Origin of the sequence: Sulfitobacter sp. CB2047 (genome assembly GCF_000735125.2) — a bacterium.
Taxonomy (GTDB): domain Bacteria; phylum Pseudomonadota; class Alphaproteobacteria; order Rhodobacterales; family Rhodobacteraceae; genus Sulfitobacter; species Sulfitobacter pontiacus.
In genome coordinates, this window is sequence record NZ_CP072613.1 from 1,219,254 (window position 1) to 1,241,752 (window position 22,499).

The window sequence follows — 22,499 nt, forward strand, 5'->3', positions numbered from 1 at the left end:
CCTCACTTAGACATAAGTCTAAACAGAGGTATGCAGCATTCAGAAGTTATCAAGGCCATTGAGGCCCATGCCGCCGACTTTGACATCGGCGAGCCAACAATCGGGCAGATGGCGGTGCGAAACCGCCACGCCTGCGAACGTATCCGAAAAGGAACTGCAAGCATCGGGACTATGCAGCGCGTCTTGGACTTCATCAAAGATGATCGGCAAGCACGAAAGCGCTCGAAGCGGGGTGCAGCATGACCCCCTTTCCCCCATTCAGCCGCCTCTCCACCGGCTGGGTATCCGCGCCTGCCTCCTCATCCCGTAGCGCGGATCAACTAGCAGAGGTTGAGTTTCCCACGGCTCCCTCTGCGCTTTTCTTCTCACGAGGTGACGCATGACCACCACGTCGCAATCCACCCAAATCCTCGCCGCCCTCAAGGCAGGCCAGCACATCACGCCTATCGACGCGCTGAACCGCTTCGGATGCCTGCGCCTTGGGGCCAGGGTGTATGATCTGAAACAAGCGGGCCACCAGATCCACACCGCCCGCGTAGAGACGCCCTCCGGCGCTTTCGTGGCGTCCTATTCGATGGTGGCGCAGGCATGACCGTGACGCTCTCATGGCCTGACAAGCGCCTAAGCCCCAACGCACGCCAGCACCGCTTGGCCGTCGCACCTATCCGCAAGTCGGCGCGCACAGAGGCCATGTGGGCCTGTAAAGCCGCTGGCATGAGCTTCCCGCATCTGCGCGACACCGGGCTGCATCTGCGCATCACGTTCAACCCGCCTGACCGCCGCCGCCGTGACATCGACAACATGCTGGCAAGCATCAAGAGCCAGCTTGACGGCATCGCAGACGTGATCGGCGTGGATGATAGCCGCTGGGACTTGACCCTCATTCGCGGCCCTGTCGTGAAAGGCGGCTGTGTCGTGGTCGAGGTGGTCGAGGATCGGAAATACGTGCCGTTGCGGGGTGTAATTTCGTGACAGAAACCTTGCAAAGCCCTTATTTATATGGGATATTTAACGAGCGAAGCCGCCAGACGCGCCAACGTCTAACGGCTTCTAAAGCAAACGTACCTGATAAGGAGGTAACGGATATGCCCTTTGAGGCTCAATATACGGACTCGGAGTCCGTTTTCAAGTTTAAATCGAATATCGCACGCGGGGTTCAAGCATGAGCCGTGGTTACGTGTACGTTCTCAGCAACCCGTCAATGCCTGGTCTCGTCAAGATCGGGCGGACGATCCGTTGCGTAAATGGCCGCGCTAATGAATTGTACCAGACGGGTGTTCCGACACCGTTTCGTGTGGACTACAGCATTTTAAGCCCCAACTGCGAAGAACTAGAAATTCGTGCGCATGAGAAATTCCAAAGTTTCAGGGTCAATGAGGCACGTGAGTTTTTCAACGCTCCGTACAGGGATGTCGCGCAGTACCTAGAGGATGAACAGCGCTATCAGGTGGAATGCTTGATAGAGGAATTTATCCCCGATCACACCATAGTTTATGATGCTGCGTTCGTAGATTTAGGTGGAATGCGCCCTTCGTTTTATCAGATGGCGTCGTCGCTCGGCCTCAGCCCGCCCGACATGGTTTCGGCCTTGTACCAACTTGAGGGCGAGGAAGCCGCGCCAGCAATAAGACGAGCAAAAGAGAAAACGGATGAACGGATTGCCGCCTACAAAGCGGCTAAAGAGGCTGGGGAGACTCCAGCTTGAGCGGGACGGTCAACATATCACGCGGCATCTGGCACGACACAGCGTTTAAGCCGGAGCCGTTCTCTGAGCGCGAGGCTTTCATGTGGATTATCATGGAGGCGTCCTACAAACCCCGCCAGAAGCGCGTGGGCAATGTGACCGTGGATCTAAAGCGCGGGCAGCTTGCTACGTCCGTCCGCTTCATGTGTGAAGCGTGGGATTGGTCAAAATCCAGAGTTGATAGGTTCCTAAAACGCCTCGAAAAGCGGGACATGATCGGGACAGATAGCGGGACAGGCGTAAACATCATAACCGTTTGTAAATATGATGATTATCAGAACAAGCCCAAGGATAGCGGGACACCTAGATCAGAAAAGCGGGACAGCAGCGGGACAGCAGCGGGACAGCAGCGGGACAAACCTAATAAGGGTTTAAATCCTGATGCAATTCCTGATGCAACTTCTTCTCAAGAGGCGGAAGCTTACCAGAGGTATTTGGAAGCGCACCCCAACCCTGTTGATAGCGACGCTGGTTTTGCCCGTTTCTCAGCACTTGTCGCTGATGGCATCGAGGCTGATCGGATAATCGCCTCTGCGGCGCTGTATGCCGAAACCGTCAAAGGCTGGTCGGCAGAGGCCAAGGTTCAGCAGTCCGATAACTTCCTGTGCCCGAATAACGGCAAGTGGAAAAACTTCCACCCCAAGCCGAAGGCCGTTCGGTCCTCTGAGGCCGACATTCTGGCCCACCACGCCAAGGTTATCAACGGCACCGGGTACGTTTCCCCCAACGCGATAAGCGCCACCACCGCACGCGCCCTGATCGCCGCTGGCCTAGTCACCCCCGAAAAACTCAAAGAGCGAGGTATCGCAGCATGACCGGCCAATTCGCCCACTGGACCCGACCTGACATGGCCCGCGCCTTTGACGTGTACGGCTTCAACCTGTCTCGGATCGCCCGCATGACGGGCCGCACGGTCCCTGACGTAAAGCGCATACTGGGGGGTTCCCAATGAACGAGCAAGACGCCCGCGCCCGCATGGTGGCTGACATCACGGCCCGCGTGAACGCCGAAGACACGCACCTGGTCAACATCGTGCAGATCTACAAGCTGCTGGGGTTTGACCTGATCCAGATTGACGGTGAGGACTTGGACTACCCCGTGGGGGCTAAGTTCCGCCGTGACTGGAACGCAGGGGTGACAACGCGGGTCATGGCAAGCGATCTGAACCTGTCTGCCGTGACTGTCTCGAAGTGGGCGCATAACGCTGGACTGCCAAAGCGCCACAACTGGAACGCCCAGACCATCAAGCCAACAGAAGCATTCCGCCGCGCATGGATGGCGGGCATCCCCGCCGCGAAGATGGCCGAAGCGCTTAACGTGTCGCCCTCCACCATATCCGCCACCGCCCGCCGCAGTGGCTTACCCAAGCGCCGCCGTGGTGGCGTTCCCCGCGATCAGCTTTTCACAGGAGCCGCAGAATGACCTACCAGATACGCCACCGCACCGACATAGCCGACCACCGCGCCCGCAAGTGCAACCCGCAGGTCACGCTTGCCCGCACCCCCGCCAGTGAGGAAAGCGCCGAGTTCGAACGCCGGTACGCACGGGCGCTGCGCAGCAACAGCGTTCCCAAGCAAACGCAACTGGATGAAACAAGCGCGGCGATACTGTCGGTCCTCACACGGGATCTGACCGCCTCGGACATCGTGACGCTATCGCGGATTGATCTGGACGCAAAGGCGCTGCGCCGGAAGCTGCTGGCAATGCAAGAGGCTGGCCTGATGCACGTCTGCGACACCATCGACAGCGTGAGCATCTACCGCGCCGGAGCGGGCCGCAAGACGCGCCTGACCACATCCGACCGCCTAGCTATGGCGATTGCGGAAGCGGAGGGCGGGGTATGAGAGCGATCAGATGGAGCGATAACGACAAATACGTTGGCCCGTTTACGTTCTCTCGGGATACCTACTACCGATCGACAGCGGTTTTGCTGGGGTCTGGGGATGGCGACGAATACCGAGGTTGCCGCCTGCGCCTTAGCGCCTTTGGCGGCACTTTGATTGTCGCATTGCCGCAGATCATCAAGCCGTGGCGCAAGTGGGTTGATACGTCCAAATATGATTGGTCTACCGGCCCGGATAACGGTTTTTGGGATACTGGTTCGCGAGAATATGGGTTCAGCCTGAGCGATGGGTTTTTAAACTTCTCTCTGGGTCGCGTCACAAACGACAGCAGCACAGAGCAGCGCAAGGGTTACTTCCTGCCTTGGACCGAATGGCGCTGTTCCGCTCGTCGCTTCTACGACGACAAGGGAAATCTGGCATTCACAGACACCAGCAGCGGCCCACAGCCAATCGAGGTCACGCGAGAGCGTTGGGTTGCGCAGGATGCAGTGCCAACCGTTGACTTTGCGTTCCGTGACTTCGACGGAGAGCAGCTTACAGCAAAAACCCGCGTCGAAGAGTCTGTGCACAAGTTAGGCACAGGCCGGTTCAAGTGGCTTTCCTTGTTCCGCAAGGCGCGGGTGCGTCGATCCTTGGATATCAAGTTTTCCGGCGAAACAGGTAAGCGAAAAGGGTCTTGGAAAGGTGGCACATTGGGCCACGGCATTTCTATGGAACCCGGCGAACTGCATGAAAGCGCGTTCCGGCGTTACTGCAAGGAAAACGACATGACGTTCGGCGGTGACGCATGACCCCCTCCCAGACCAACGAGATAACCGCCTGCACCCGTCTCATAGCAGTAGGCTACACGGCACAGGCACTCCGAGACCTTGGATACGCAGAGGCCGCTATCAGGGCGGCGATGGAGGCGAGCAGATGAAGCCGGACGACGTAATCATTAGCGGCATAGATCAGCGCAAAGGCGCAGGGATTGGCGGCTATCACATGCGCTGGACTGCATGGCACGCGCCTACCAAGTGCAGCGTTCAATGGGAAACCAACGGCGGCGAACCACAGGCGCAAAACCGGATGAGGGATAGAGCGCTGATGGCATTGGAATTGATGGTGGAGGTCTACCCATGAGCGATAACCGCAGAGAGGCGCTAGAGGCGCTGCGCGATAAGGTGAAGGCTGGCGTAGATATACAGCCTCGCGAGTTCCGCGTGATCGCGCCAGAGGGGCTGATCGCCAATGACGATCTGTACGAGTTCTGGATCGACGCATGGGTAAACGCAGAGAAGGCGCATAACGGCTCCCTAGACGCAGCCAGAGTGCTGCACGACGCGGTGCTGCCGGGGTGGGGCGCAAGCATATCCGTCAAGGAGAGAGACGACGGTTTTGTTATGGCTTGGCTGTCTGAAAATCTCAACCATAACCCGAAGGCACGACGCGCAGAATACAGGGGTTATAAAATAGACCCCGCCCGCGCGTGGCTCCTCGCCATCCTCTCAGCCCTTATCTCAGAAACCCCCAAGGGAGAGACGCCATGAACCTGTTCGAAGTTTTCGCATTGCTCGTCGCGGGCCACGCTCTCTGTGATTACCCTTTACAGGGGGAGTTTTTAGCGAACGGCAAGAACCACCGTGCACCCATTCCCGGCGCACCTTGGTATCAGCTTCTCGCCGCGCACTCTGCTATCCACGCGGGCGCAGTTTTTCTTATCACGGGCTCTTTGACTTTAGCCCTGCTTGAGTTCGCCGCGCATACCGCCATCGACTACACGAAATGCGATGGCAAGATTGGGTTCAACGCTGACCAGGCGCTGCACATTCTTTGCAAGGTGATTTGGGTAGCGGCGCTGGCTTTGGGGGTGGCTGCATGAACCTCTCGGCCCGCAACGCCACCCAAGCCGAGACAAAGCCCTGCCGCAAGTGCAAAGGCAAGGGCTACGTCCTGCGCATGTACCCGCGCCGGAAGCCTCAGCCCGCCCACTGGTTCAACCGTGGCCCCAATGGCGAGCACCCCACCCCCTGCGAATGCGACCTGATCGAAGGAGATACAGAATGACGGTTTACCTTGGATATGTCGCAGGCGGTGTGTGCCGCGACACCCACGCCCCGACACGCGACGAGGACGGCAACCATATCCGCCCGCCAATGGTGCGCAAGCAGTTTTGGGTTCAAGAGGAGCTGCGCCGCCTCGGCATAAAGGCATGGTGCGGCAAGCGGGTAGAGTTCAAGCGCCTCGGCAAGGATCGCAACTGGACGCGCTTCGATGTGCCAGCGCTGCCGAATTACATCGTGATGGAGATGGACCCGTCGCAGATGTACCTTGCAGACGAGGTAGAACACCTGATGCCCACATTCATGGTCGTGGCAAAGTCGGATCTGCACGGCAAGGCAACGCCAGACGGCAAGCAGGTGCATATCGGGCTTAACCGCTTCATGGAGGGCGTAGACGCTGAATTCGAGGCCGCTGAGCGCGTTGACGCCAATTCGCGGGCCGAGGTGACCGAATACAAGAAGGGCCAAGCCCTGCGCGTTATCTCCGGCCCGTTTGCGGATATGCTGGGCAAGTTCGATAAGCTGGTGAAAGCGCCGCACGATCAATGGCAGCGGGTATCAATCGAAATGGAAAGCGGGCATCACGTCCAGTTTGACCCGCTTGACGTTCGCAGCGCATAGGTGTTGCGTTGGGGCGCTACATATGGTAGCCTTTGGCTAATCCGGTGCAGGGAATACCCGTCCGGATAGGGCCTAGCGCCCGAAACGACACCGCCCACGCTCCGGCGTTTTACAGGGCGGTGCTACTGCAATAAGAGCGCGGACTCGCCTGACCGTCCCGATAGTAAGAGCGAAGGTCTTTAATCATCGCCCCGCGTTTTCTAAGCCGCTTTCTGGTGGTGTGTAATGCCCCTTCCGCCTGACGGGGATGTGGTCCAGAGGTTACGGGGTGCGGCGTCAGGCCCCCGCGATGAGTCTGGTAGCAGAACGCACCTCCTGAGCGCGGCGGCGTGGACAGCCCACGCAGGGACATGACTACGGCGGATCAAGAGGACGCAGCCCTCCGCCCGCTGGTGTAGCAGCCAGCACGTCGCTCAACATTTTCTCAGCACATGAGACACAACGCGGCGGCGATACGCACCCCACACATACCAAGGAGGCCAACACCCCGGCGACGGGACTGGACCAGATATGGCAAGCAAAGAGAAATTTTACGTTTACGCAATCATGGACGGGCCGACTGTTCTATATGTTGGCAAGGGCAGCGGATACCGCGCTAACGCTTCGGCGCGCAAGCACGGCGGGAAAGCGGTAATCCTCGAAAGGTTCAAGAACGAGTCCGATGCGTTCCGCCGTGAAGTGGATCTGATCGCAGAGCTGCTGCCGCAAAACAATTTGTGTGCCGGCGGGAATGGCGGTCGGGCTGCCCCCGTTGACCCGAATGCGCTCCCGAAGATGTTGCAGGGGGTTGTAACAAAAACCCAATGGCTTCGGCACCTCAAGGAGGACCGCGACGAGCGCGCCTTAGTTGAAAAGGTTGGCTTGCGTAAGTACGTGGCGCAATTCCTTTGCCGTAAGCTGGATCACTCAAACTGTGAGCAGTGGGGTGTGTCTAAAGTAGACATGAGTAGACTCCGCGAGGTCGCTCATGGCTGATGCAAAAGGTAGAAAGACAGGTGGGCGCAAGAAGGGCACCCCGAACAAGGTTACCGCGCTTTTGCGGGATGATATCTTGCAGGCGGCGTCCAACGCGCACCCTGGAGGGCGTCTTGGTTACCTGACTGAGCAGGCACAAGAGAACCCGACCGCGTTTATGACGCTTCTTGGCAAGGTTTTGCCTACAGAGGTCAAGGTCGACGCGGATCAGCCGATCATGTTTGCTTCAATTGCTCTTGCTCCTTTGGTGGCTGATGCAGCCGACGATTGAGCTGCCGCCCAAGCTGATCCCAGTATTCCAAGGGCCGGCGCGCTACAGGGGCGCATATGGGGGCAGGGGGAGCGGTAAGACGCGAAGCTTTGCCAAGATGGCAGCGGTTCACGCGGTACGCTGCGCGCAGGCAGGCAGGCCAGGTATCATTCTTTGCGTTCGTGAGTTCATGAACAGCCTGGACGACAGTTCGATGGCCGAGGTAAAGGCGGCAATCCAGTCTGACCCGTTCTTGGTGTCATGGTTCGAGATTACCGAAAAGATCATTCGCACACGGGACTGTGGCACAGGGGCTCGGGTTGACTTCAAGTTCGCCGGCCTTAACCGCAACGTGGACAGCGTTAAGTCCAAGTCGCAAATCCTTCTATGCTGGGCAGACGAAGCCGAACCAATCACGGACCTAGCATGGTCTAAGCTGATCCCGACCGTTCGGGAGCATGAATCGGAAATTTGGGTAACGTGGAACCCCGAGCGCAAGAACAGCGCGACGCATGAACGTTTTCGCGGCAACCCGCCCGAGGGGGCCAAGATCGTTTCGCTGAACTGGCGAGACAACCCGAAGTTTCCCGACGTGCTGGAGGCTGAGCGCCTGAACGACTTCACGCGCCGGTCCGACCATTATGAACACATCTGGGAAGGCGGGTTCGTAACCGTTGTCGAGGGCGCATATTACGCCAAGGCAATCACGGTAGCGCGGTCTGAGAACAGAATAGGCCACGTCGCTGCCGATCCTTTGATGACCATTCGTGCGGTCTGGGACATTGGCGGCACGGGGCAGAAGTCAGACGCAACCGCAATCTGGATTGTCCAGTACGTCGGACGCGAAATTCGCCTGCTGAACTACTACGAGGCGCAGGGGCAACCTCTGGCGGCGCATATCGAGTGGCTGCGGGCAAACGGATACGGGGCGGCGCTCTGCGTATTGCCCCACGATGGCAGCACTAACGACAAGGTGCATGACGTATCATTCGAGAGCGCACTACGGGCCGCAGGGTTCGAAGTGCAGGTCGTTAAGAACCAAGGGGCGGGTGCGGCAATGCAGCGCGTAGAGGCGGCACGGCGTCTATTCCCCAGCATGTGGTTCAACCAAGCGACGACAGAGGCCGGCTTGGACGCGATCGGCTGGTATCACGAAAAGCGCGACGAAGAACGCGGCATCGGCTTAGGGCCAAGCCATGACTGGTCAAGTCACGGCGCTGACGCCTTCGGGCTGGTGGCTGTTGCCTATGAGCAGCCGCAAGGCAAGTCGCAAGAGACGGCATTTGTCCGTCGGAAGGTTGTTTAATGATCGACGCACTCCCCCTTATCGCTGATATGGTGCGCGACTCCGAGCGCCACGCGGACGACCTGTCAAAAGACCGCCTGCGCGCGATCGAATACTATCAGGGCAAGATGGTCGACACGCCGGCAGACGAAGGCCGGTCACAGATGACCACCCGCGACGTGCGCGCCAACATCAAGAAGGTGCTGCCGTCCATCATGCGGACTATCCTTGGCGCAACTGAGGTGGTTGAGTTCCTGCCCGTGGGCGAGGGCGACGAAGCGGGGGCCGAGCAGTCCAGCGATTATATCAACTATGTTGTGATCCCCGAGACGAACGCCCGCAACGCTATCTATGACGCCATCCACGACGCCTTGCTGTTGCGCAATGGCATCTTGAAATGGTGGTACGAGGAAAAGCAGGCCGTAAAGATCAGCAAGCACTCGGGCCTGACCCTTGAAGCGCTGGCCGAGCTTATCTCGGACGACGGCGTTGAGGTTCTTGAGCAAGAGGAAACGGTCGAGACTGTCGAAAACGACTTCGGCGAGGCTGAGCCCGTCACGTTCTACAGCGTCAAGATCCGCCGCACCTATACCGACAAGCAGACACGCTGCGCCGCCGTCCCCCGTGAGCGGTTCCTGATCCACCCTGACGCGGTAACGCTCGGGGATAGCCTTCTGACCGGCGAGAAAACGACCGTCACACGCTCTGACCTTGTGTCTATGGGCTATGACCGCGAATTGGTCGACGGGCTGACGCTGGCAAGCGAGGACGACACCGAAGAGGACGCGCGCCGGGATAACATCGGCGACAGCGGCGAGGCGCAGCGCGCTAACGATCCAATCGACTTCTACGACCTGTATGTCCGCATTGACATGGACGGCGACGGCATTGCCGAGCTTCGCCACATGACTTTCGCGGGCGGGCTGACCGAAAATAACCTGCTGGAGGATGACGAGGTAGACGAGGTGCAATTCTGCGACCTCTGCGCCATGCCACAGCCGCACCAGTGGGAGGGCATTAGCCTTGCCGACGACCTGATGGACATTCAGCGCGGCAAGACGGTTCTTCTGCGCCAGACGCTTGATAACATCTACTGGCAGAACAACCCGCAGCCGATCGCGCAAAAGTCTGCTATCGCCAACTGGGACGCCGTGATGCAGCCCGAGTTCGGCAAGCCTATCATCGTAAACCAAGGCAACGACGTGCGCGCGGCTATGGGCTTCAATACCGTGCCATTCGTGGCGCGCGACAGCTTCGGCATGATGGAATACCTAGACACGGAAGCGCAGGACCGCACGGGCGTTTCGGACGCATCCTCTGGGCTCGCCCCCGACGCGCTGCAAAACATGACCGCCAAGGCTTCGGCGATGATCGAACAGGCCGGCATTGGTCAGACCGAAATGATGGTCAAGAACTTGGCCGAGGGGCTTGCGGTGTTTTTCCGTGGCCTTCTGCGCCTGTCTATCCGTCACCAAGACGTTCCCCGCACGGTTCGCCTGCGCGGTGAGTGGGTGCAGATGGACCCCCGCCAGTGGAATGCGGAAATGGATTGCGAGGTCAATACCGGCTTGGGCGCGGGCACCCGTGAGCGCGACATGCAGATGATGCAGGTTGTTATGGGCGTGCAAGAGAAGCTGCTGACCGCCTTCGGGCCCGATAACCCGTTCGTGACGCCTGAGAATCTTTACTCGGCGATGTCGAAGATGGTGGAAAGCGCGGGGCTCAAGACGCCTTCGCTGTATTTCACGGAGCCTGACCCCGAAGAAATGAAGCAGCGTATGGAAGCGATTAAAAACCAGAAGTCGCCCGAGCAGCAGAAGCTTGAAGCGCAGATGCAGCTTGAGCAAGCCAAGATGCAGAGCAACCGCGACAAAGAGAACGCGCAGATGCAGGCGGATCTAACCGTCAAGCAGGCCGAAATTGCCGCCGATCAGCAGAAGCAGGCCGACAAGCTGGCGAGTGACGCCGCATTGCAAGAGCGCAAGCTGGCGTTTGAGCGTGAGAAGTTCATGGAGGACATGGCCTTTAAACGTGAGGAGGCCGCACAGCGCCGGCAGGACGACATTTGGCGGGCACAGGCTAACGCCATGAACGCAGCCGACCAGGGGGCGACGCAGTGACCGATCAAGAGCGCGCCAGCCTTGCCGAGCAACTGATATCAAACAAGCTCTACGGCGAACTATTCGACAGCCTAGAGCGATCGGCGGTTGAGGCTATGGTCTACGCCACCGACGACGAAACACGGGCCCGCAACGCCATGCGCGTGCAGGCCATCCGTTCTTTACGCTCCGACTGCGAGGCATGTCTTCGCAGCACCCGAGAGCGCAAAGCCGCCCCCGCATAAGCAGGGCGGGCACGAACAGCCCACGAGGCAATCACCATGACAGACGAAACCGACAATGCGCCTCTTGATGAGGACGCAACCGATAACGTCGAGCTCTCAGAAGACGATACCGCAGAGGAATTTGATTATTTCGATCCCGACGAGGACACCGAAGAAGTCGAAGAGCCCGAAGCGACCGATGATGAGCCGGATGAGGACGACGCCGACGCCGAAGAAGGCGAGGCCGAGGACCAAGAGGCCGAAGGTCAGGACGACGAAAACCCCGATAACGTCACCGTCAAGTTAGACGATGGCACCGACGTTTCGCTTGCGGAACTGAAGAAGGGCTATTTTCGCCAGAATGACTACACCCGCAAGACGCAAGAAGTCGCCAACGCGCGCAAGACTGTCGAAGCGGATGTGCAGCGTATGCAGCGCATTACCGAAGTATTTGTGGACCACATTTCAAGCTTGGTTCCTGACGCCCCCGACGCTTCACTGGCCTACTCTGACCCCGCCAAATACACGGCGCAGAAGGCACAACACGAAGCGGCTATGGCACAGGTCCAGAAGCTGGTTGAACTCGGGGAAGCCCCCAAGGAAATCAGCGACACGATGTCCGAAGATGACCGGAAAAAGCAGCTTGTCGAGGCCAATCAGCGCCTTGTCGAGATGTTTCCGGAAGCTGCGGACGGCGAAGGGCGCAAGGCGTTCTTTGGCAACGTGCAGGAAGTGGCGAACGAAATTGGCTTTTCCGACGAAGACCTCGGATCTGTGACCGACCCCCGCATCTTTGCCCTGGCGCATTGGGCGAAAAAGGGGATGGACGCGGAGAAATCCAAGGCCAAGGCGAAGGCCAAGGTTGCCAAGGCACCCCCAGCAACACCCCGCAAGCCGGGACAGGGGGCACGCAAGGCAAGCGGTAATGCAGAGGCAATGCGCAAGCTTAGCCGCTCGGGCTCGTTGAAAGACGCCCTTGCGATTGACTTCGATTAAACCCTCTCATCAAGGAGCCTAACCAATGGCTGTAGTTACCAACACGTTCCAATCCACGGGCGCTAAGGGCAACCGTGAAGAACTCGCCGATGTGGTAAGCCGCATCACCCCCGAAGATACCCCGATCTATTCCATGATCGAAAAGGTGTCGTTTGACACCACGCACCCCGAATGGACCACCGACGAACTCGCCGCACCCGGGGCCAACATCACCCTTGAAGGCGACGAATACACCTTCGACGCGACTGTCTCGCCCGAGCGCCTGGGGAACTATACCCAGATCATGCGCAAGTCGGGCATCATCTCCGGCACCCAGAACATCACCGATGAAGCTGGCCGTGCAACGAAGGTGAAAGAGCAGAAGCTGAAAAAGGGTGTCGAGCTCCGCAAGGATGTCGAATTCTCGATCGTTGCGACCAACGCCTCCGTTGGCGGTGCCACCCGTGAAAGCGGCTCCCTGCCAACGTGGGTGAAAACCAACGTATCGCGCGGCGCGACCGGTGCGAACGGCGGCTATAACACCGGCACGGGACTGACTGTCGCCCCCACGGACGGCACGCAGCGCGCGTTCTCCAAGGCCATCATGGACGATGTGATGCAGCAGGGCTACCAGTCCGGCGCGAACTTCAAGCACGTCTTTGTTTCGCCCTACGTCAAGTCGGTGTTCGTTACGTTCATGTCCGATACGAACGTTGCCTCGTTCCGCTATGCGGCATCGAACGGCAAAAACAACAGCATTGTCGCCAACGCTGACGTTTACGAAGGCCCATTCGGCAAGGTCATGATCCACCCGAACCGCGTGATGGCGGGCTCTGGTGCCCTGGCGCGCAACGCCTTCTTCGTTGACCCCGAGTTCCTGCAATTCGGCTGGCTGCGTAAGATCGCCGAAGACAAGAAGGTCGCCAAGACCGGCGATGCTGAGAAGTTCATGCTGATTGGCGAAGGCGCGCTGAAACCGAAGAACGAAAAGGGCCTCGGCGTTGCCGCAGACCTCTATGGTTTGACGGCCAGCACTTGATCTGAGGCGCTGAATCTGACATAAGAACGAGGCGCACTAGGACGGCAATCCCGGTGCGCCTCTCACCATAAATCGAACCGTAGGAGGGTCCGACATGGCTGCAAAAGCCTTACCAGAACAATCAGTATTATTGCAACTGCTTCGCTATGAACCCGAAACAGGAAAGCTGTTTTGGCGTGAGCGTGACGAGGGGCATTTCTCTGCAAAATGCGCGAGCAAGAGGCGCAGACGGGCCCGTGACTTCAATGCGACCAGGGCGGGGACGCCAGCATTAGAGACAGACAACGGTAACGGGTATTTCCGTTCGAGCCTATGCGGGGTCAATCAATACGCACACCGTGTCATATGGAAGTTGGTTACAGGGGAAGACCCTAACATTATTGACCACATCGACGGAGACACGAAAAACAATAGGTGGTCGAACCTGAGATCGGTGTCCCACCAAGAGAACTTAAAGAATTGCGCTCTGAGCCGTAACAACACGTCCGGAGCGATGGGTGTGACCGAAACTGAGTGGGGATGGAAAGCGGAAATTGCCATTGACGGCAACAAGCGCCACCTCGGGCTATTCACGACGAAAGAGCAAGCGATAGCCGCCCGCACAGGCGCGGAGAAGTCGCACGGATACCACCCCAATCATGGGAAAAGACTTCACAAAGAAGGAATGAATGAATCATGTCTACCAAGAGCGAAAAGCTAATCCGCTGTGTGATTTTAAGAGACTTTTGGAACGCAGATGGCAAGCGCCAACCTGCCGGCAAAGAAGTCGACCTGCCCGCAGAAGATGCGATGGACGGCGTTGAATCCGGCGCTCTGTCCCGCGTGAAAAAGTAAGATGGCTGTAATCCGCGACGGAGATTGGCACCTCTACGACCACGACCCGAAACTTGGGCGCACGGTCTGGAGCCTGCACAATCCAGACGGCTCAATCACGTTCCGCACGGATTACGCCGTCCAACCGACGATCGATATCAACACCGCGCAGCGCAACATGGCGCAAGAGGGCTGGAAGGGCGACTACCACCACGTCGCATCCATCCCCCTCAACGTGTTCCATGACCAGCTTTCCGCCGCGTCGATGCAAAACGATCAAAAATATCTGTCCAGGTGGTTGAACGATTCCGACAACCAAGCTTGGCGAACAAAGACTGGAAACGTCTAAATGGTAGTAGTCGTCCCGCAGGCAGTTGTTCCCGATGACGTACCCGGCACGGGCGCTTTCCGTGACTTTCTGGACCTGCGCACGGCTGTTATTGAGTACGTGCAGCGCCCCGATGTGGCGGACGTGTTCACCCGCTTTGTTGCGCTGGCTGAATCGCGCCTGAACCGCACGCTACGAATGCGTGAGCAGGTCAAGACGGTGACGCTGACCATTGCAAGCGGCGTGGCTGCGCTGCCCGAGGACTTCGCCGAAATGATCGGGCTTTATGCCCCTGGCGGCGGTGAATACGTGCAGCAGACGAGCCAGCAAGTGAACGCCGGCGGATGCTACTACGCGATCGAGGGCGGCAATATCGTTGCACCCCATATCGCTGGCGACGTTGAGGTCAGCTATTATGCCATGCTGCCCCCGCTCTCCGCGTCGACCACAACAACAAACTGGCTGCTGAACCGCTACCCCGACATCTATCTCTATGGGGTAGGGTTCGAGGCCGCGAAGTACGTGCGCGACGCCGAACTCGCCCAAGCCAGCAAATTCATGCTTGACGACGCGATCGCAACCGCGCGCTCCGACGACTTCGACGCCAGATATTCACGGGCGCGCGTTCGCGTGTCGGGGGTGACGCCATGACGCTACTGTCCATCACCAACAGCCTCGCCCGCAATGTCGGGCTTGAGGAGACAACGCAGGTCATCGGTTCGAACCGCCGTGAGCTGGAGGAAGTGGTAGACTACTGCAACAAGGTCGGCGAAGAGCTCGCCCGCCGCGTTGACTTTGGCGCGCTGCATGAGGTCGTCACCCTGACCGGCGATGCGACGAACAAGAAATTCGACTTGGGCACCAATTTCTCGCGCATTAGCAGCGGGATTGCGGTCACCTACAGCACATCGGTTGTAAGGCCGCTCACACAAGCCGAATGGGCCTCTCTGGTGCCCGTCGTGGGTTCCCCGCGTTACTTCCTGCTTGAAGGCAATAAGCTGACGCTGTGGCCCTATCTGACAGACAGCGCGTTCGTGACCGTTCAGACGCAATCAAAGGCATGGTGCTCCAACGGGACCGCCGCTTGGTCTGCCGATGACGAGACAAGCCTTATCGATGAAGACCTGATGCTCAAGGGGCTCATTGTGCGTTGGCGTCGTCAGAAGGGCATGGACTACGCTGACTATGAGGCGGAATTTGAAGCCGATCTGGCAGACATCGCCCGCTTTGACGATCGGTCCCGCATATGATGGTTCGCCCCAAGAAAAAGGCCCCCACACGAAAGGGGCCCGAGCCGACGCAGAAGACACCTGCCCGCGCGCATACGTTCCCCGCGCCCATTCGGGGCTGGATTCTGAACGAGAACGTGTCGATGCCGCAGCCTGCCGGCGCTTTGACGCTGGATAACTGGATCTGCACCACGACAGGCATCAAGCCCCGTGGCGGTGTCGCAACGCATGTGACCCTGGAGGCCCCCGCAACCGCGCTGTTTTCTTACCGCAGCGGCGGCGCAGAGGTGTTTTTCGGGGCTACTGCGTCCAAGATTTACGACATTTCGGCAGCATCCGAGACAACGCCCCCCGTGGTGGTGTCGGGCCAGACAGGCGGCGCGTACTCAGCGCAGCAATTCGGGACAGCGGGCGGGGATTACCTCTACGCGGTCAACGGGGCAGACAGCGCGCAGCTTTATGACGGCTCCACATGGACGCAGATTGACGATGTAAGCACGCCGGCAATCACAGGCGTTACCACGGCGTCACTGTCGAATGTGTGGGCCTTTGCCAACCGCCTGTTTTTCGTTGAGGCCGGCACGCAGAACGCTTGGTATCTCGGCGTCGACAGCATCGGCGGCGCGGCGAATGAGTTCTCCCTTGCCGGTATCTTCAAGAAGGGCGGTTCGCTCTTGTTCGGGGCCACATGGTCCTTGGATGCGGGCGACGGTCTGGACGATAAGTGCATTTTCGTCAGCACCGAAGGCGAGGTGGCCGTTTATGAGGGCACCAACCCTGGCAGCGCGGCAGATTGGCGCAAGGTCGGCGTCTACCAAATCACGCGCCCCTTGGGCCCGAAAGCCATCATGCAAGCGGGTGGTGACCTTCTGATCGCAAACGAAAACGGCCTCGTGCCTATCTCTGCGGCGATCCAGCGTGACACGGCGGCGCTGGAATTGGCAGCGGTGTCGCGGGCAATCACCCCACATTGGCAAAGCCAAGTCTCCGTGACAGGTGGCAGCGCATGGGAAATCGTCAAATGGCCGCAGCAAAACATCATGGTTATCTCGCAGCCGAATGACCCCGATAACACCGCGCTGATCGCCAACCTCCAGACGGGCGCTTGGTCGCGTCAAACCGGATGGGACACGCAATGCCTCGGGTTCTACGATGAAAGCGTGTTCTTCGGAGACTCCGAGGGCCGCGTGAGCCGCATGGAGACCGGCGGATCTGATAACGGCGTGCCATATACCTGCGTCTACATCGGGCAGCACGAGGGCATGGGCGCTCCAGGCGTTGAAAAGACCGTTTCGCAAGTGCGCGCGACGTTCAAGGTTGCGACCAAGATCGCGCCATATGTCTCAGCAAAGACCGACTACGACCAGACCCCAAGCCTTGCGCCTTCTGCGCCCGCGAATGACACCGAACTAGGCGTCTGGGATGTGGCTCTATGGGATGACGCTGCATGGGATGCCGCTGGATTGCCTGAGACGCGCGCGCGCTGGTCCTCTGTGGGCCGCACAGGCCGCACGGTTGCCCCCGAGGTGCAGATGACCTTCGGGAACACCGCAAAGCCGCTGGTTGAGCTTGTCTCGATCGACGCCGCCTATGACATTGGCGCGCTTGTCACATGATCGAACGCATTTGGGGCGGATCGAACTGCCCCGAGATACATGACGCCATTAGCCAATGGGTGTCGCTGCACAGCTTCGGGCACCGCGAAAACGTTTGGCCTGATAGTAGCAGCTTCGGTGTGATGCGGGACGGCGTGCCGATCGCGGGCGTTGTCTACCATGATTACAAGCCCGCTGCCGGTACGATCCAATACAGCGGCGCGGCAACTGATCGGGCCTGGCTCAAGGGCCCGACGCTGCACCAGATGTTCAGCTATATGTTCGATGATCTGGGGTGCCAGATGGCGATTACTGGCAATGCGTCGACCAACACGGGGCTGCACCGCATTTTAGAGCGCCTGGACCACACCAAGCATGTGATTGCACGCGGCTGGGGCCGCAATACCGATTTGTACCTCTGGACGCTTACCCGCGAACAGTGGCTGGAAAACAAGCACATGGCGCGGTCGCGTCAGTGGGCCAAGGAGATTGAAAATGTCTAGCGCACCCAAGCCAACAGACCCCAAGGAAACGAGCGCAGCACAGACTGGCACGAACGTAGCGACAGGTGTCGCAAACGCATGGCTGCAAAACATGAACGAGGTCACGCCAGACGGTACGAAAAGCTTTGACCAGACCGGAAGCAGCACGTTCACCGACCCCTACACCGGCAAGACGTATGAAATTCCGCGCTTCACAGTCACGCAGACGCTGAGCGAACAGCAGCAGGCGATTAAAGACCAGAACGACGCGGCAAGCCTGAACCTGTCGACGCTCGGCAATGACCTGTCTGGCACGCTCGGGCAGCAGCTTACCGGCAACTTCGAGCTTGGCAATGAGGCCGTTGAAAGCCGCCTGTTCGAGCTCGGCAGCAAGCGTCTTGACCCCATGTTTTCGCAGCGCGACGAAGACTTGCGCACGCGCCTCGCCAATCAGGGCATCAAGGCAGGATCGCAGGCATATGACCGTGAGATGGCTTTGGCCGGCCAGCAGCAGAACGACGCCTACAACCAGTTGCTTTTGCAGGGGCGTGGTCAGGCGGCGCAGGAGCTCATGGCGGAAGATTCGCAGCGTATTAACCAAATCGGCGCTCTCATGTCTGGGGGTCAGGTCTCACAGCCGAACTTTATGTCTGGGGCATCCGTTAATGGCATTCAGGGCACCGATAATGCAGCAATCATCGCCAACGCGGATAATGCGGCGCTGAACTCGTGGCAGCAATCGCAGGCGGCTATGGGGTCGGCCATTGGCGGCATCGGCGGGCTGTTCTCCCTCTCAGATGAGCGGGCCAAAGAGGACAAGCAGAAGATCGGCGAAACCGAGGACGGCATGGGCATCTACAGCTTCAAGTACAAGGGCAAGCCCAAGACCGAAATCGGCCTGATGGCGCAAGAAGTGAAGAAGAAGAAGCCCGGCGCGGTGAAGAAACGCCCCGACGGCCTATTCGCGGTGGATTACGGAAAGGCGTTGGCATGAGTTTTTTCCCTTCTGAGGGCAACGGGGGCATTTTCGCGCAAGGTGCTTTCACGATCGACCCAAACAGCACGCCCGAGATGATCCAGGCGAAGCGCGCGCAACTCGCCGCGCTGATGCCGCAGTATGGGCGTGCGAAGTACGTAGGCGAGGGCATCGGGCAGCTTGCTACGGGTATCGCCACAGGCCGCAAGAACAAGGCGCTGGACAAGTTTGAGGGCGAACGCCGGCAAGAGGCTGCGGGCGCGTTCAATAACCTGATGACAGGTCAGGGCTCGGCAACGCCGCGCTCGTCTGGCCCTCTCAGCATCTTGGGAATTGCACCGCAAGAACAGCCGTCCACGCCCGAGCAGGGAATCGCAGACGACGCCATGAAGGCAATCGGAAAGCCCGCGCAAGGCGGGGGCCGCGAAGCATTCATTGAGCAGATGATGCCGCACGCAATGCGCGTGGCGCAGGAAACGGGCCTAGATCCCCGCATTATCATCGCACAGGCGGCGCAGGAAACGGGCTGGGGCAAGTCGGCCCCGGGTAATAACTATTTCGGCATCAAGTCGCACGGCAAGTCAGGCGGCAACACCTTTGCGACGAACGAAGTCATCGACGGCAAAACGGTGCGTATCAACGACAGCTTTCGCGGCTATGAAGGCATGGGCGATAGCGTTGACGGGTATGCGCAGTTTTTGCAGGAGAACCCGCGATATCGGGAAATGCTTTCGGCTGGTGACCTTGACGGGCAGTTGGCGGCGCTTGGCAAATCTGGCTACGCTACAGACCCAAATTACGCGCAGAGTGTTGGATCGATCGCCCGAAGCATCCAAGTCCCCACGCAAGGCGGCTCATTCGCTCCAGGTGCCGGCACGCAGGTAGCACAAGCCGGCGGGCCCGCGCTGAACGACCTGATGATGCTTGCCCAAAACCCATATATGAGCCCGCAACAGCGAAGCGTCATCAATATGCAGATACAGCAGGCACAGCGTCAGCAACAGATGCAGCAGGAGCGCCAGTGGGCACAGCAAGACCCGAAATACCAAATTGAGTTGGAACAAGCGCGCCTTAACCTCGAACAGGACCGCGCAGGGACGGGGGCTAACTCCACAAAGGTGCAATCCAGTGTTGTCCTTGACGATGGCACATCCGTTCTGGTCATGAACGACGGTAGCCGTCGTGTCCTTTCCCCAACTGGGGACGCCGTACAGGGGCAGGAGGCGGCTGACGCTATTAGATCCGCGCGCGAATACACTGTCGACAATCAGCGAGACATTTACGGGGCTCGTCGCACAGGGACGCTTGAGGCAGACGTTGACCTCGCCGGCGCGGCTAAAGGGGCAGAAGAGCTTGGCAAGGCGTCCATCGCTGCGGGTGTCTCGGCATGGGAGGATTACGGCAAGCTGCAATCCAGCATCGGAACCATCGGTGAGGCTATCACTGCGATCGACAACGGGGCCGACAGCGGCATGATTGCCAAATACCTGCCCAACGTCACAGAAGCCTCGGCATCCCTGAACAACGCAATGGATCGTATGGGGCTTGATGTGGTCGGGTCCGTCACGTTTGGTGCGCTGTCCGAGGGCGAACTGCGCCTCGCTATGAATACGGCGGTCCCGCGCGACCTTTCCCCGCCTGAATTGCGTAGCTGGCTGACGAAAAAGCAGGCGGCACAGCAGAAGGCGGCGACCATGTTGTCCGATGCCGCGCAATACCTGACAAGGCCGGGGAATACGATCAACGGGTGGATTGACAAGAATAAAGCATCTACCCCAATCGCTTCCCCAGAAGAAGCCGCCGCGCCATCTGCGGCAAGCTCATCCGCGCCGGATCAAGCACCTATCGACTTCACGTCAGACACCCCAATGCCGGGGCTGAGTGAAGATGACGCCGGTCTCTGGGGGTACGCGACCCCAGAAGAACGTCAAGCAATTTGGGGAAATTGATATGAACGAAGCAGAAAAAGCCCGATTGCGCGCCGAATTGCGCCGCAGACAGGCGCAGGGCCAGAAGTCCCAAACGAACCTGCGTGAGCAGACCATGAGCGGCGTCAATGAAGGCATCGCTGGGATGCTTGGCGCGCCGGTCGACATGGCGACAAAGGTCGTCAACGGCATGTTCTCAAAGCCTAAATACGCGCCCGAAATGGTGCCGGGGCCCAACGGGATGCCCGTCCCAAGCCCCGATGCACAAATTGAACAAGGCTCACAAATTCAAAGCCCCGTTGGCGGCAGCGAAACATTCCTCAATCTGCTTTCCCCAACAATCTCGGACGTGCCCCCCCAGAATACGGCCCAACGCTATGCCCGTCGTATCGGGCAAGAAGGGGGCGCAATGGCGATCCCCGGCGGCGTAGCAATGCGCGCGGCAAAGTCACCGCTTATGCTAGGGGCGACAGAGGCCGCGAGTGCTGCGGGGGCTGGCATCGCGGGGCAAACGTCGCAAGAGGTGGCCCCAGGTAACGCCGTCGCTGACACCATCGCGTCAATGGTCGGTGGATTGTCCCCGATAGCGGCTTCGCGGGCGGCTAGGCCATCGGCCAAAGCCCCCACAATGGAAGATTTGCGCAGCCGGCAGGGCGCGGCCTATGATGCCGTCGACAACTCTCAGGCAAGGCTTTCGCCGGAGCTACGGGACGACCTTATCGCGCGCATCCAAGGTCGCGCCAAAGGCATGGAAATGGACGAGTTCATGCACCCAAAGGCGAGCCGAACGGTCGACCGCATGGACAGCCTAGAGCCTTCCCCACGGATTGCTGACGTTGAGAAAAAGCGCCGCCTAGTGGGTCGTGATGTAGCTGGGTCAACTGATCCTGCTGAAAGCGCTATTGGCGTGGGCATGAAGGAAGAGATTGACGATTATTTGAATAGCGTTGCTGCTGAGGGTAATTTGGGCGCTGGCGCAAAAGAGACGCTTTCGAACCTGCAAGAGGGCCGCGACATGACCCGCCGCATCAAGAAGGCGTCGGATATCGACAATCGCCTCTATAAGGCAGAAAATCGAGCCGCCACAAGCGGGACGGGCGGCAACGAGGTCAACGCCATCCGGCAGAATATCCGCCAAATCCTAGATGATCCGAAGAAAAAACGGGCTTACAGCGCCGATGAAGTGAAAGCGATGGAGGATGTTGTAAAGGGGACGCCAACGCAAAACGCTCTTCGCATGTTGGGCCGGTTCTCCCCCACCTCGGGCACCTTGCCAGCAATGGCGGGCGTTGGCGCGGGGTCTGCCTTTGGGCCTCTAGGCGCTATCCCGTCGGCTGCGGGGTTCCTCGCCAAAGGCGGCGCAGAGGCGATGACTAAAAAATCTGTAAACGATCTGACTGAGCTGATCCGAAACGGGAAGCCTTTACCCAAGAAGACGGCAAGCGAAGCAGAAATCAGGTCCGCTATAGCGAGTATGATAGCGCAGCAGGCTACCGTCGCGCCCTAAACAGGCCCCAGAACCAAATAATAGCGTTTCCGGCGAGCATGAAAGGCCATGCCGCCGGGAAGTAAATCCCGACAACAATAGACACGGAAAGCAAGACGCCAAGCGTCAGGTCGCGATTCCAGTATTTCACAAGCCTAGGTCCATAGCGCCAATGTCGCTACTTGGGGGGCTTTTGTCAATGACGCCTAATAGCAGGTCGTGGAAACTGAGTTGCCATATCCGGTGCTGTGGCATCGGGTCGGCGCGCTGTTCTGCATACTGTTGCCCATATTTTGCATCGCCTGCGCAAACGCCGCTTGCTTTTCTCGGGATTCTGCGCGGGCGGCTTGGTCAAGCATCATGACGCACTGTGCATAGGATTCAGTTCCCCGTTTGAAGCCGTAATCGGCCTGACACTGCGCCCCATAGGACGCCAAGCGCTGTTCTTTAGCCTCTGGCGTCTCGGCAACCATGCAGGCGGAAACGGGCAGCAACAACGCTGCAAATAATATCGGCTTCATACGAGGCCCTCCCTAAAACAATGCCGCCGACTTTAGGCGCTCC

At 58.9% G+C, this 22,499-nt stretch carries 30 protein-coding genes; 29 read left to right on the plus strand and 1 reads right to left on the minus strand.

What is annotated here, in order from left to right; all coding sequences use genetic code 11:
• Positions 1–30 precede the first annotated feature (30 nt).
• The 29 genes from IV89_RS06045 to IV89_RS06185 all read left to right on the plus strand — a co-directional run bounded on the left by IV89_RS06045 (position 31) and on the right by IV89_RS06185 (position 21,956).
• Positions 31–243, plus strand: a complete 213-nt coding sequence (locus tag IV89_RS06045; RefSeq protein WP_037944648.1) for a hypothetical protein — start codon at positions 31–33, stop codon at positions 241–243.
• 136 nt (positions 244–379) lie between these two features.
• Complete coding sequence (locus tag IV89_RS06050; protein WP_016073802.1) at positions 380–592, plus strand: helix-turn-helix domain-containing protein; 213 nt, start codon at positions 380–382, stop codon at positions 590–592.
• Positions 589–972, plus strand: coding sequence for a hypothetical protein (locus IV89_RS06055; protein ID WP_016073801.1), 384 nt, complete (start codon positions 589–591; stop codon positions 970–972). Before IV89_RS06050 ends, IV89_RS06055 begins: the two co-directional genes overlap by 4 nt.
• Before the next feature lie 190 nt (positions 973–1,162).
• Entirely contained in the window at positions 1,163–1,705 is a 543-nt protein-coding gene (locus tag IV89_RS06060) for a GIY-YIG nuclease family protein (RefSeq protein ID WP_016073799.1), read from the plus strand.
• Positions 1,702–2,559 carry a hypothetical protein gene (locus IV89_RS06065; RefSeq protein WP_016073798.1) on the plus strand — a complete coding sequence of 286 codons (858 nt, stop codon included), beginning with the start codon at positions 1,702–1,704 and terminating at the stop codon, positions 2,557–2,559. The genes IV89_RS06060 and IV89_RS06065 overlap by 4 nt, the downstream gene beginning before the upstream one ends.
• A 133-nt stretch (positions 2,560–2,692) precedes the next feature.
• On the plus strand, positions 2,693–3,166 hold the full coding sequence (locus IV89_RS06070) for a hypothetical protein (protein ID WP_016073744.1): 474 nt from the start codon (positions 2,693–2,695) through the stop codon (positions 3,164–3,166).
• Positions 3,163–3,588, plus strand: coding sequence for a hypothetical protein (locus tag IV89_RS06075; RefSeq protein WP_016073745.1), 426 nt, complete (start codon positions 3,163–3,165; stop codon positions 3,586–3,588). The genes IV89_RS06070 and IV89_RS06075 overlap by 4 nt, the downstream gene beginning before the upstream one ends.
• On the plus strand, positions 3,585–4,379 hold the full coding sequence (locus IV89_RS06080; RefSeq protein WP_016073746.1) for a hypothetical protein: 795 nt from the start codon (positions 3,585–3,587) through the stop codon (positions 4,377–4,379). The genes IV89_RS06075 and IV89_RS06080 overlap by 4 nt, the downstream gene beginning before the upstream one ends.
• Positions 4,380–4,503: 124 nt before the next feature.
• Positions 4,504–4,710 (plus strand): hypothetical protein, encoded by a 207-nt coding sequence (locus IV89_RS06085; protein WP_235183801.1) that lies wholly within the window; start codon positions 4,504–4,506, stop codon positions 4,708–4,710.
• Complete coding sequence (locus tag IV89_RS06090) at positions 4,707–5,117, plus strand: hypothetical protein (protein ID WP_016073748.1); 411 nt, start codon at positions 4,707–4,709, stop codon at positions 5,115–5,117. The genes IV89_RS06085 and IV89_RS06090 overlap by 4 nt, the downstream gene beginning before the upstream one ends.
• Positions 5,114–5,449: a DUF3307 domain-containing protein gene (locus IV89_RS06095; protein WP_016073749.1), complete on the plus strand. Its 336-nt coding sequence runs from the start codon at positions 5,114–5,116 to the stop codon at positions 5,447–5,449. The genes IV89_RS06090 and IV89_RS06095 overlap by 4 nt, the downstream gene beginning before the upstream one ends.
• Positions 5,446–5,634, plus strand: coding sequence for a hypothetical protein (locus tag IV89_RS06100; RefSeq protein ID WP_016073797.1), 189 nt, complete (start codon positions 5,446–5,448; stop codon positions 5,632–5,634). The genes IV89_RS06095 and IV89_RS06100 overlap by 4 nt, the downstream gene beginning before the upstream one ends.
• Entirely contained in the window at positions 5,631–6,251 is a 621-nt protein-coding gene (locus tag IV89_RS06105) for a hypothetical protein (RefSeq protein ID WP_016073751.1), read from the plus strand. Before IV89_RS06100 ends, IV89_RS06105 begins: the two co-directional genes overlap by 4 nt.
• A gap of 510 nt (positions 6,252–6,761) precedes the next feature.
• Positions 6,762–7,226, plus strand: a complete 465-nt coding sequence (locus IV89_RS06110) for a hypothetical protein (RefSeq protein ID WP_016073752.1) — start codon at positions 6,762–6,764, stop codon at positions 7,224–7,226.
• Positions 7,219–7,497 (plus strand): hypothetical protein, encoded by a 279-nt coding sequence (locus IV89_RS06115; protein WP_016073753.1) that lies wholly within the window; start codon positions 7,219–7,221, stop codon positions 7,495–7,497. The genes IV89_RS06110 and IV89_RS06115 overlap by 8 nt, the downstream gene beginning before the upstream one ends.
• Positions 7,481–8,782, plus strand: a complete 1,302-nt coding sequence (locus tag IV89_RS06120) for a phage terminase large subunit (protein WP_037944646.1) — start codon at positions 7,481–7,483, stop codon at positions 8,780–8,782. Before IV89_RS06115 ends, IV89_RS06120 begins: the two co-directional genes overlap by 17 nt.
• Positions 8,782–10,881: a hypothetical protein gene (locus IV89_RS06125; RefSeq protein WP_016073755.1), complete on the plus strand. Its 2,100-nt coding sequence runs from the start codon at positions 8,782–8,784 to the stop codon at positions 10,879–10,881. The genes IV89_RS06120 and IV89_RS06125 overlap by 1 nt, the downstream gene beginning before the upstream one ends.
• Positions 10,878–11,105: a hypothetical protein gene (locus tag IV89_RS06130; protein ID WP_016073756.1), complete on the plus strand. Its 228-nt coding sequence runs from the start codon at positions 10,878–10,880 to the stop codon at positions 11,103–11,105. The genes IV89_RS06125 and IV89_RS06130 overlap by 4 nt, the downstream gene beginning before the upstream one ends.
• A gap of 36 nt (positions 11,106–11,141) precedes the next feature.
• Positions 11,142–12,080: a hypothetical protein gene (locus IV89_RS06135; RefSeq protein WP_016073757.1), complete on the plus strand. Its 939-nt coding sequence runs from the start codon at positions 11,142–11,144 to the stop codon at positions 12,078–12,080.
• Between the two features lie 25 nt (positions 12,081–12,105).
• Entirely contained in the window at positions 12,106–13,098 is a 993-nt protein-coding gene (locus IV89_RS06140) for a DUF5309 domain-containing protein (protein ID WP_016073688.1), read from the plus strand.
• 94 nt (positions 13,099–13,192) lie between these two features.
• A complete protein-coding gene (locus IV89_RS06145; RefSeq protein ID WP_016073689.1) occupies positions 13,193–13,798 on the plus strand; it encodes an HNH endonuclease signature motif containing protein in 606 nt (201 codons plus the stop codon).
• A gap of 135 nt (positions 13,799–13,933) precedes the next feature.
• Entirely contained in the window at positions 13,934–14,260 is a 327-nt protein-coding gene (locus IV89_RS06150) for a hypothetical protein (protein ID WP_016073691.1), read from the plus strand.
• Positions 14,261–14,890: a hypothetical protein gene (locus IV89_RS06155; RefSeq protein WP_016073692.1), complete on the plus strand. Its 630-nt coding sequence runs from the start codon at positions 14,261–14,263 to the stop codon at positions 14,888–14,890.
• On the plus strand, positions 14,887–15,489 hold the full coding sequence (locus IV89_RS06160; RefSeq protein ID WP_016073693.1) for a hypothetical protein: 603 nt from the start codon (positions 14,887–14,889) through the stop codon (positions 15,487–15,489). The genes IV89_RS06155 and IV89_RS06160 overlap by 4 nt, the downstream gene beginning before the upstream one ends.
• Positions 15,486–17,084 (plus strand): hypothetical protein, encoded by a 1,599-nt coding sequence (locus tag IV89_RS06165; RefSeq protein ID WP_200875468.1) that lies wholly within the window; start codon positions 15,486–15,488, stop codon positions 17,082–17,084. The genes IV89_RS06160 and IV89_RS06165 overlap by 4 nt, the downstream gene beginning before the upstream one ends.
• The gene (locus tag IV89_RS06170; RefSeq protein ID WP_051843972.1) at positions 17,081–17,566 is read left to right on the plus strand and encodes a hypothetical protein; all 486 of its coding nucleotides are present in this window, start codon (positions 17,081–17,083) and stop codon (positions 17,564–17,566) included. The genes IV89_RS06165 and IV89_RS06170 overlap by 4 nt, the downstream gene beginning before the upstream one ends.
• Positions 17,559–18,539 (plus strand): tail fiber domain-containing protein, encoded by a 981-nt coding sequence (locus tag IV89_RS06175; protein ID WP_200875467.1) that lies wholly within the window; start codon positions 17,559–17,561, stop codon positions 18,537–18,539. The genes IV89_RS06170 and IV89_RS06175 overlap by 8 nt, the downstream gene beginning before the upstream one ends.
• Positions 18,536–20,470: a glucosaminidase domain-containing protein gene (locus IV89_RS06180; protein WP_051843970.1), complete on the plus strand. Its 1,935-nt coding sequence runs from the start codon at positions 18,536–18,538 to the stop codon at positions 20,468–20,470. Before IV89_RS06175 ends, IV89_RS06180 begins: the two co-directional genes overlap by 4 nt.
• The gene (locus IV89_RS06185) at positions 20,409–21,956 is read left to right on the plus strand and encodes a hypothetical protein (protein ID WP_146152950.1); all 1,548 of its coding nucleotides are present in this window, start codon (positions 20,409–20,411) and stop codon (positions 21,954–21,956) included. The genes IV89_RS06180 and IV89_RS06185 overlap by 62 nt, the downstream gene beginning before the upstream one ends.
• Before the next feature lie 185 nt (positions 21,957–22,141).
• Here the strand turns inward: IV89_RS06185 and IV89_RS06190 are convergent, their stop codons facing one another.
• A complete protein-coding gene (locus tag IV89_RS06190; protein ID WP_037944643.1) occupies positions 22,142–22,456 on the minus strand; it encodes a hypothetical protein in 315 nt (104 codons plus the stop codon).
• Between the last annotated feature and the right edge of the window lie 43 nt (positions 22,457–22,499).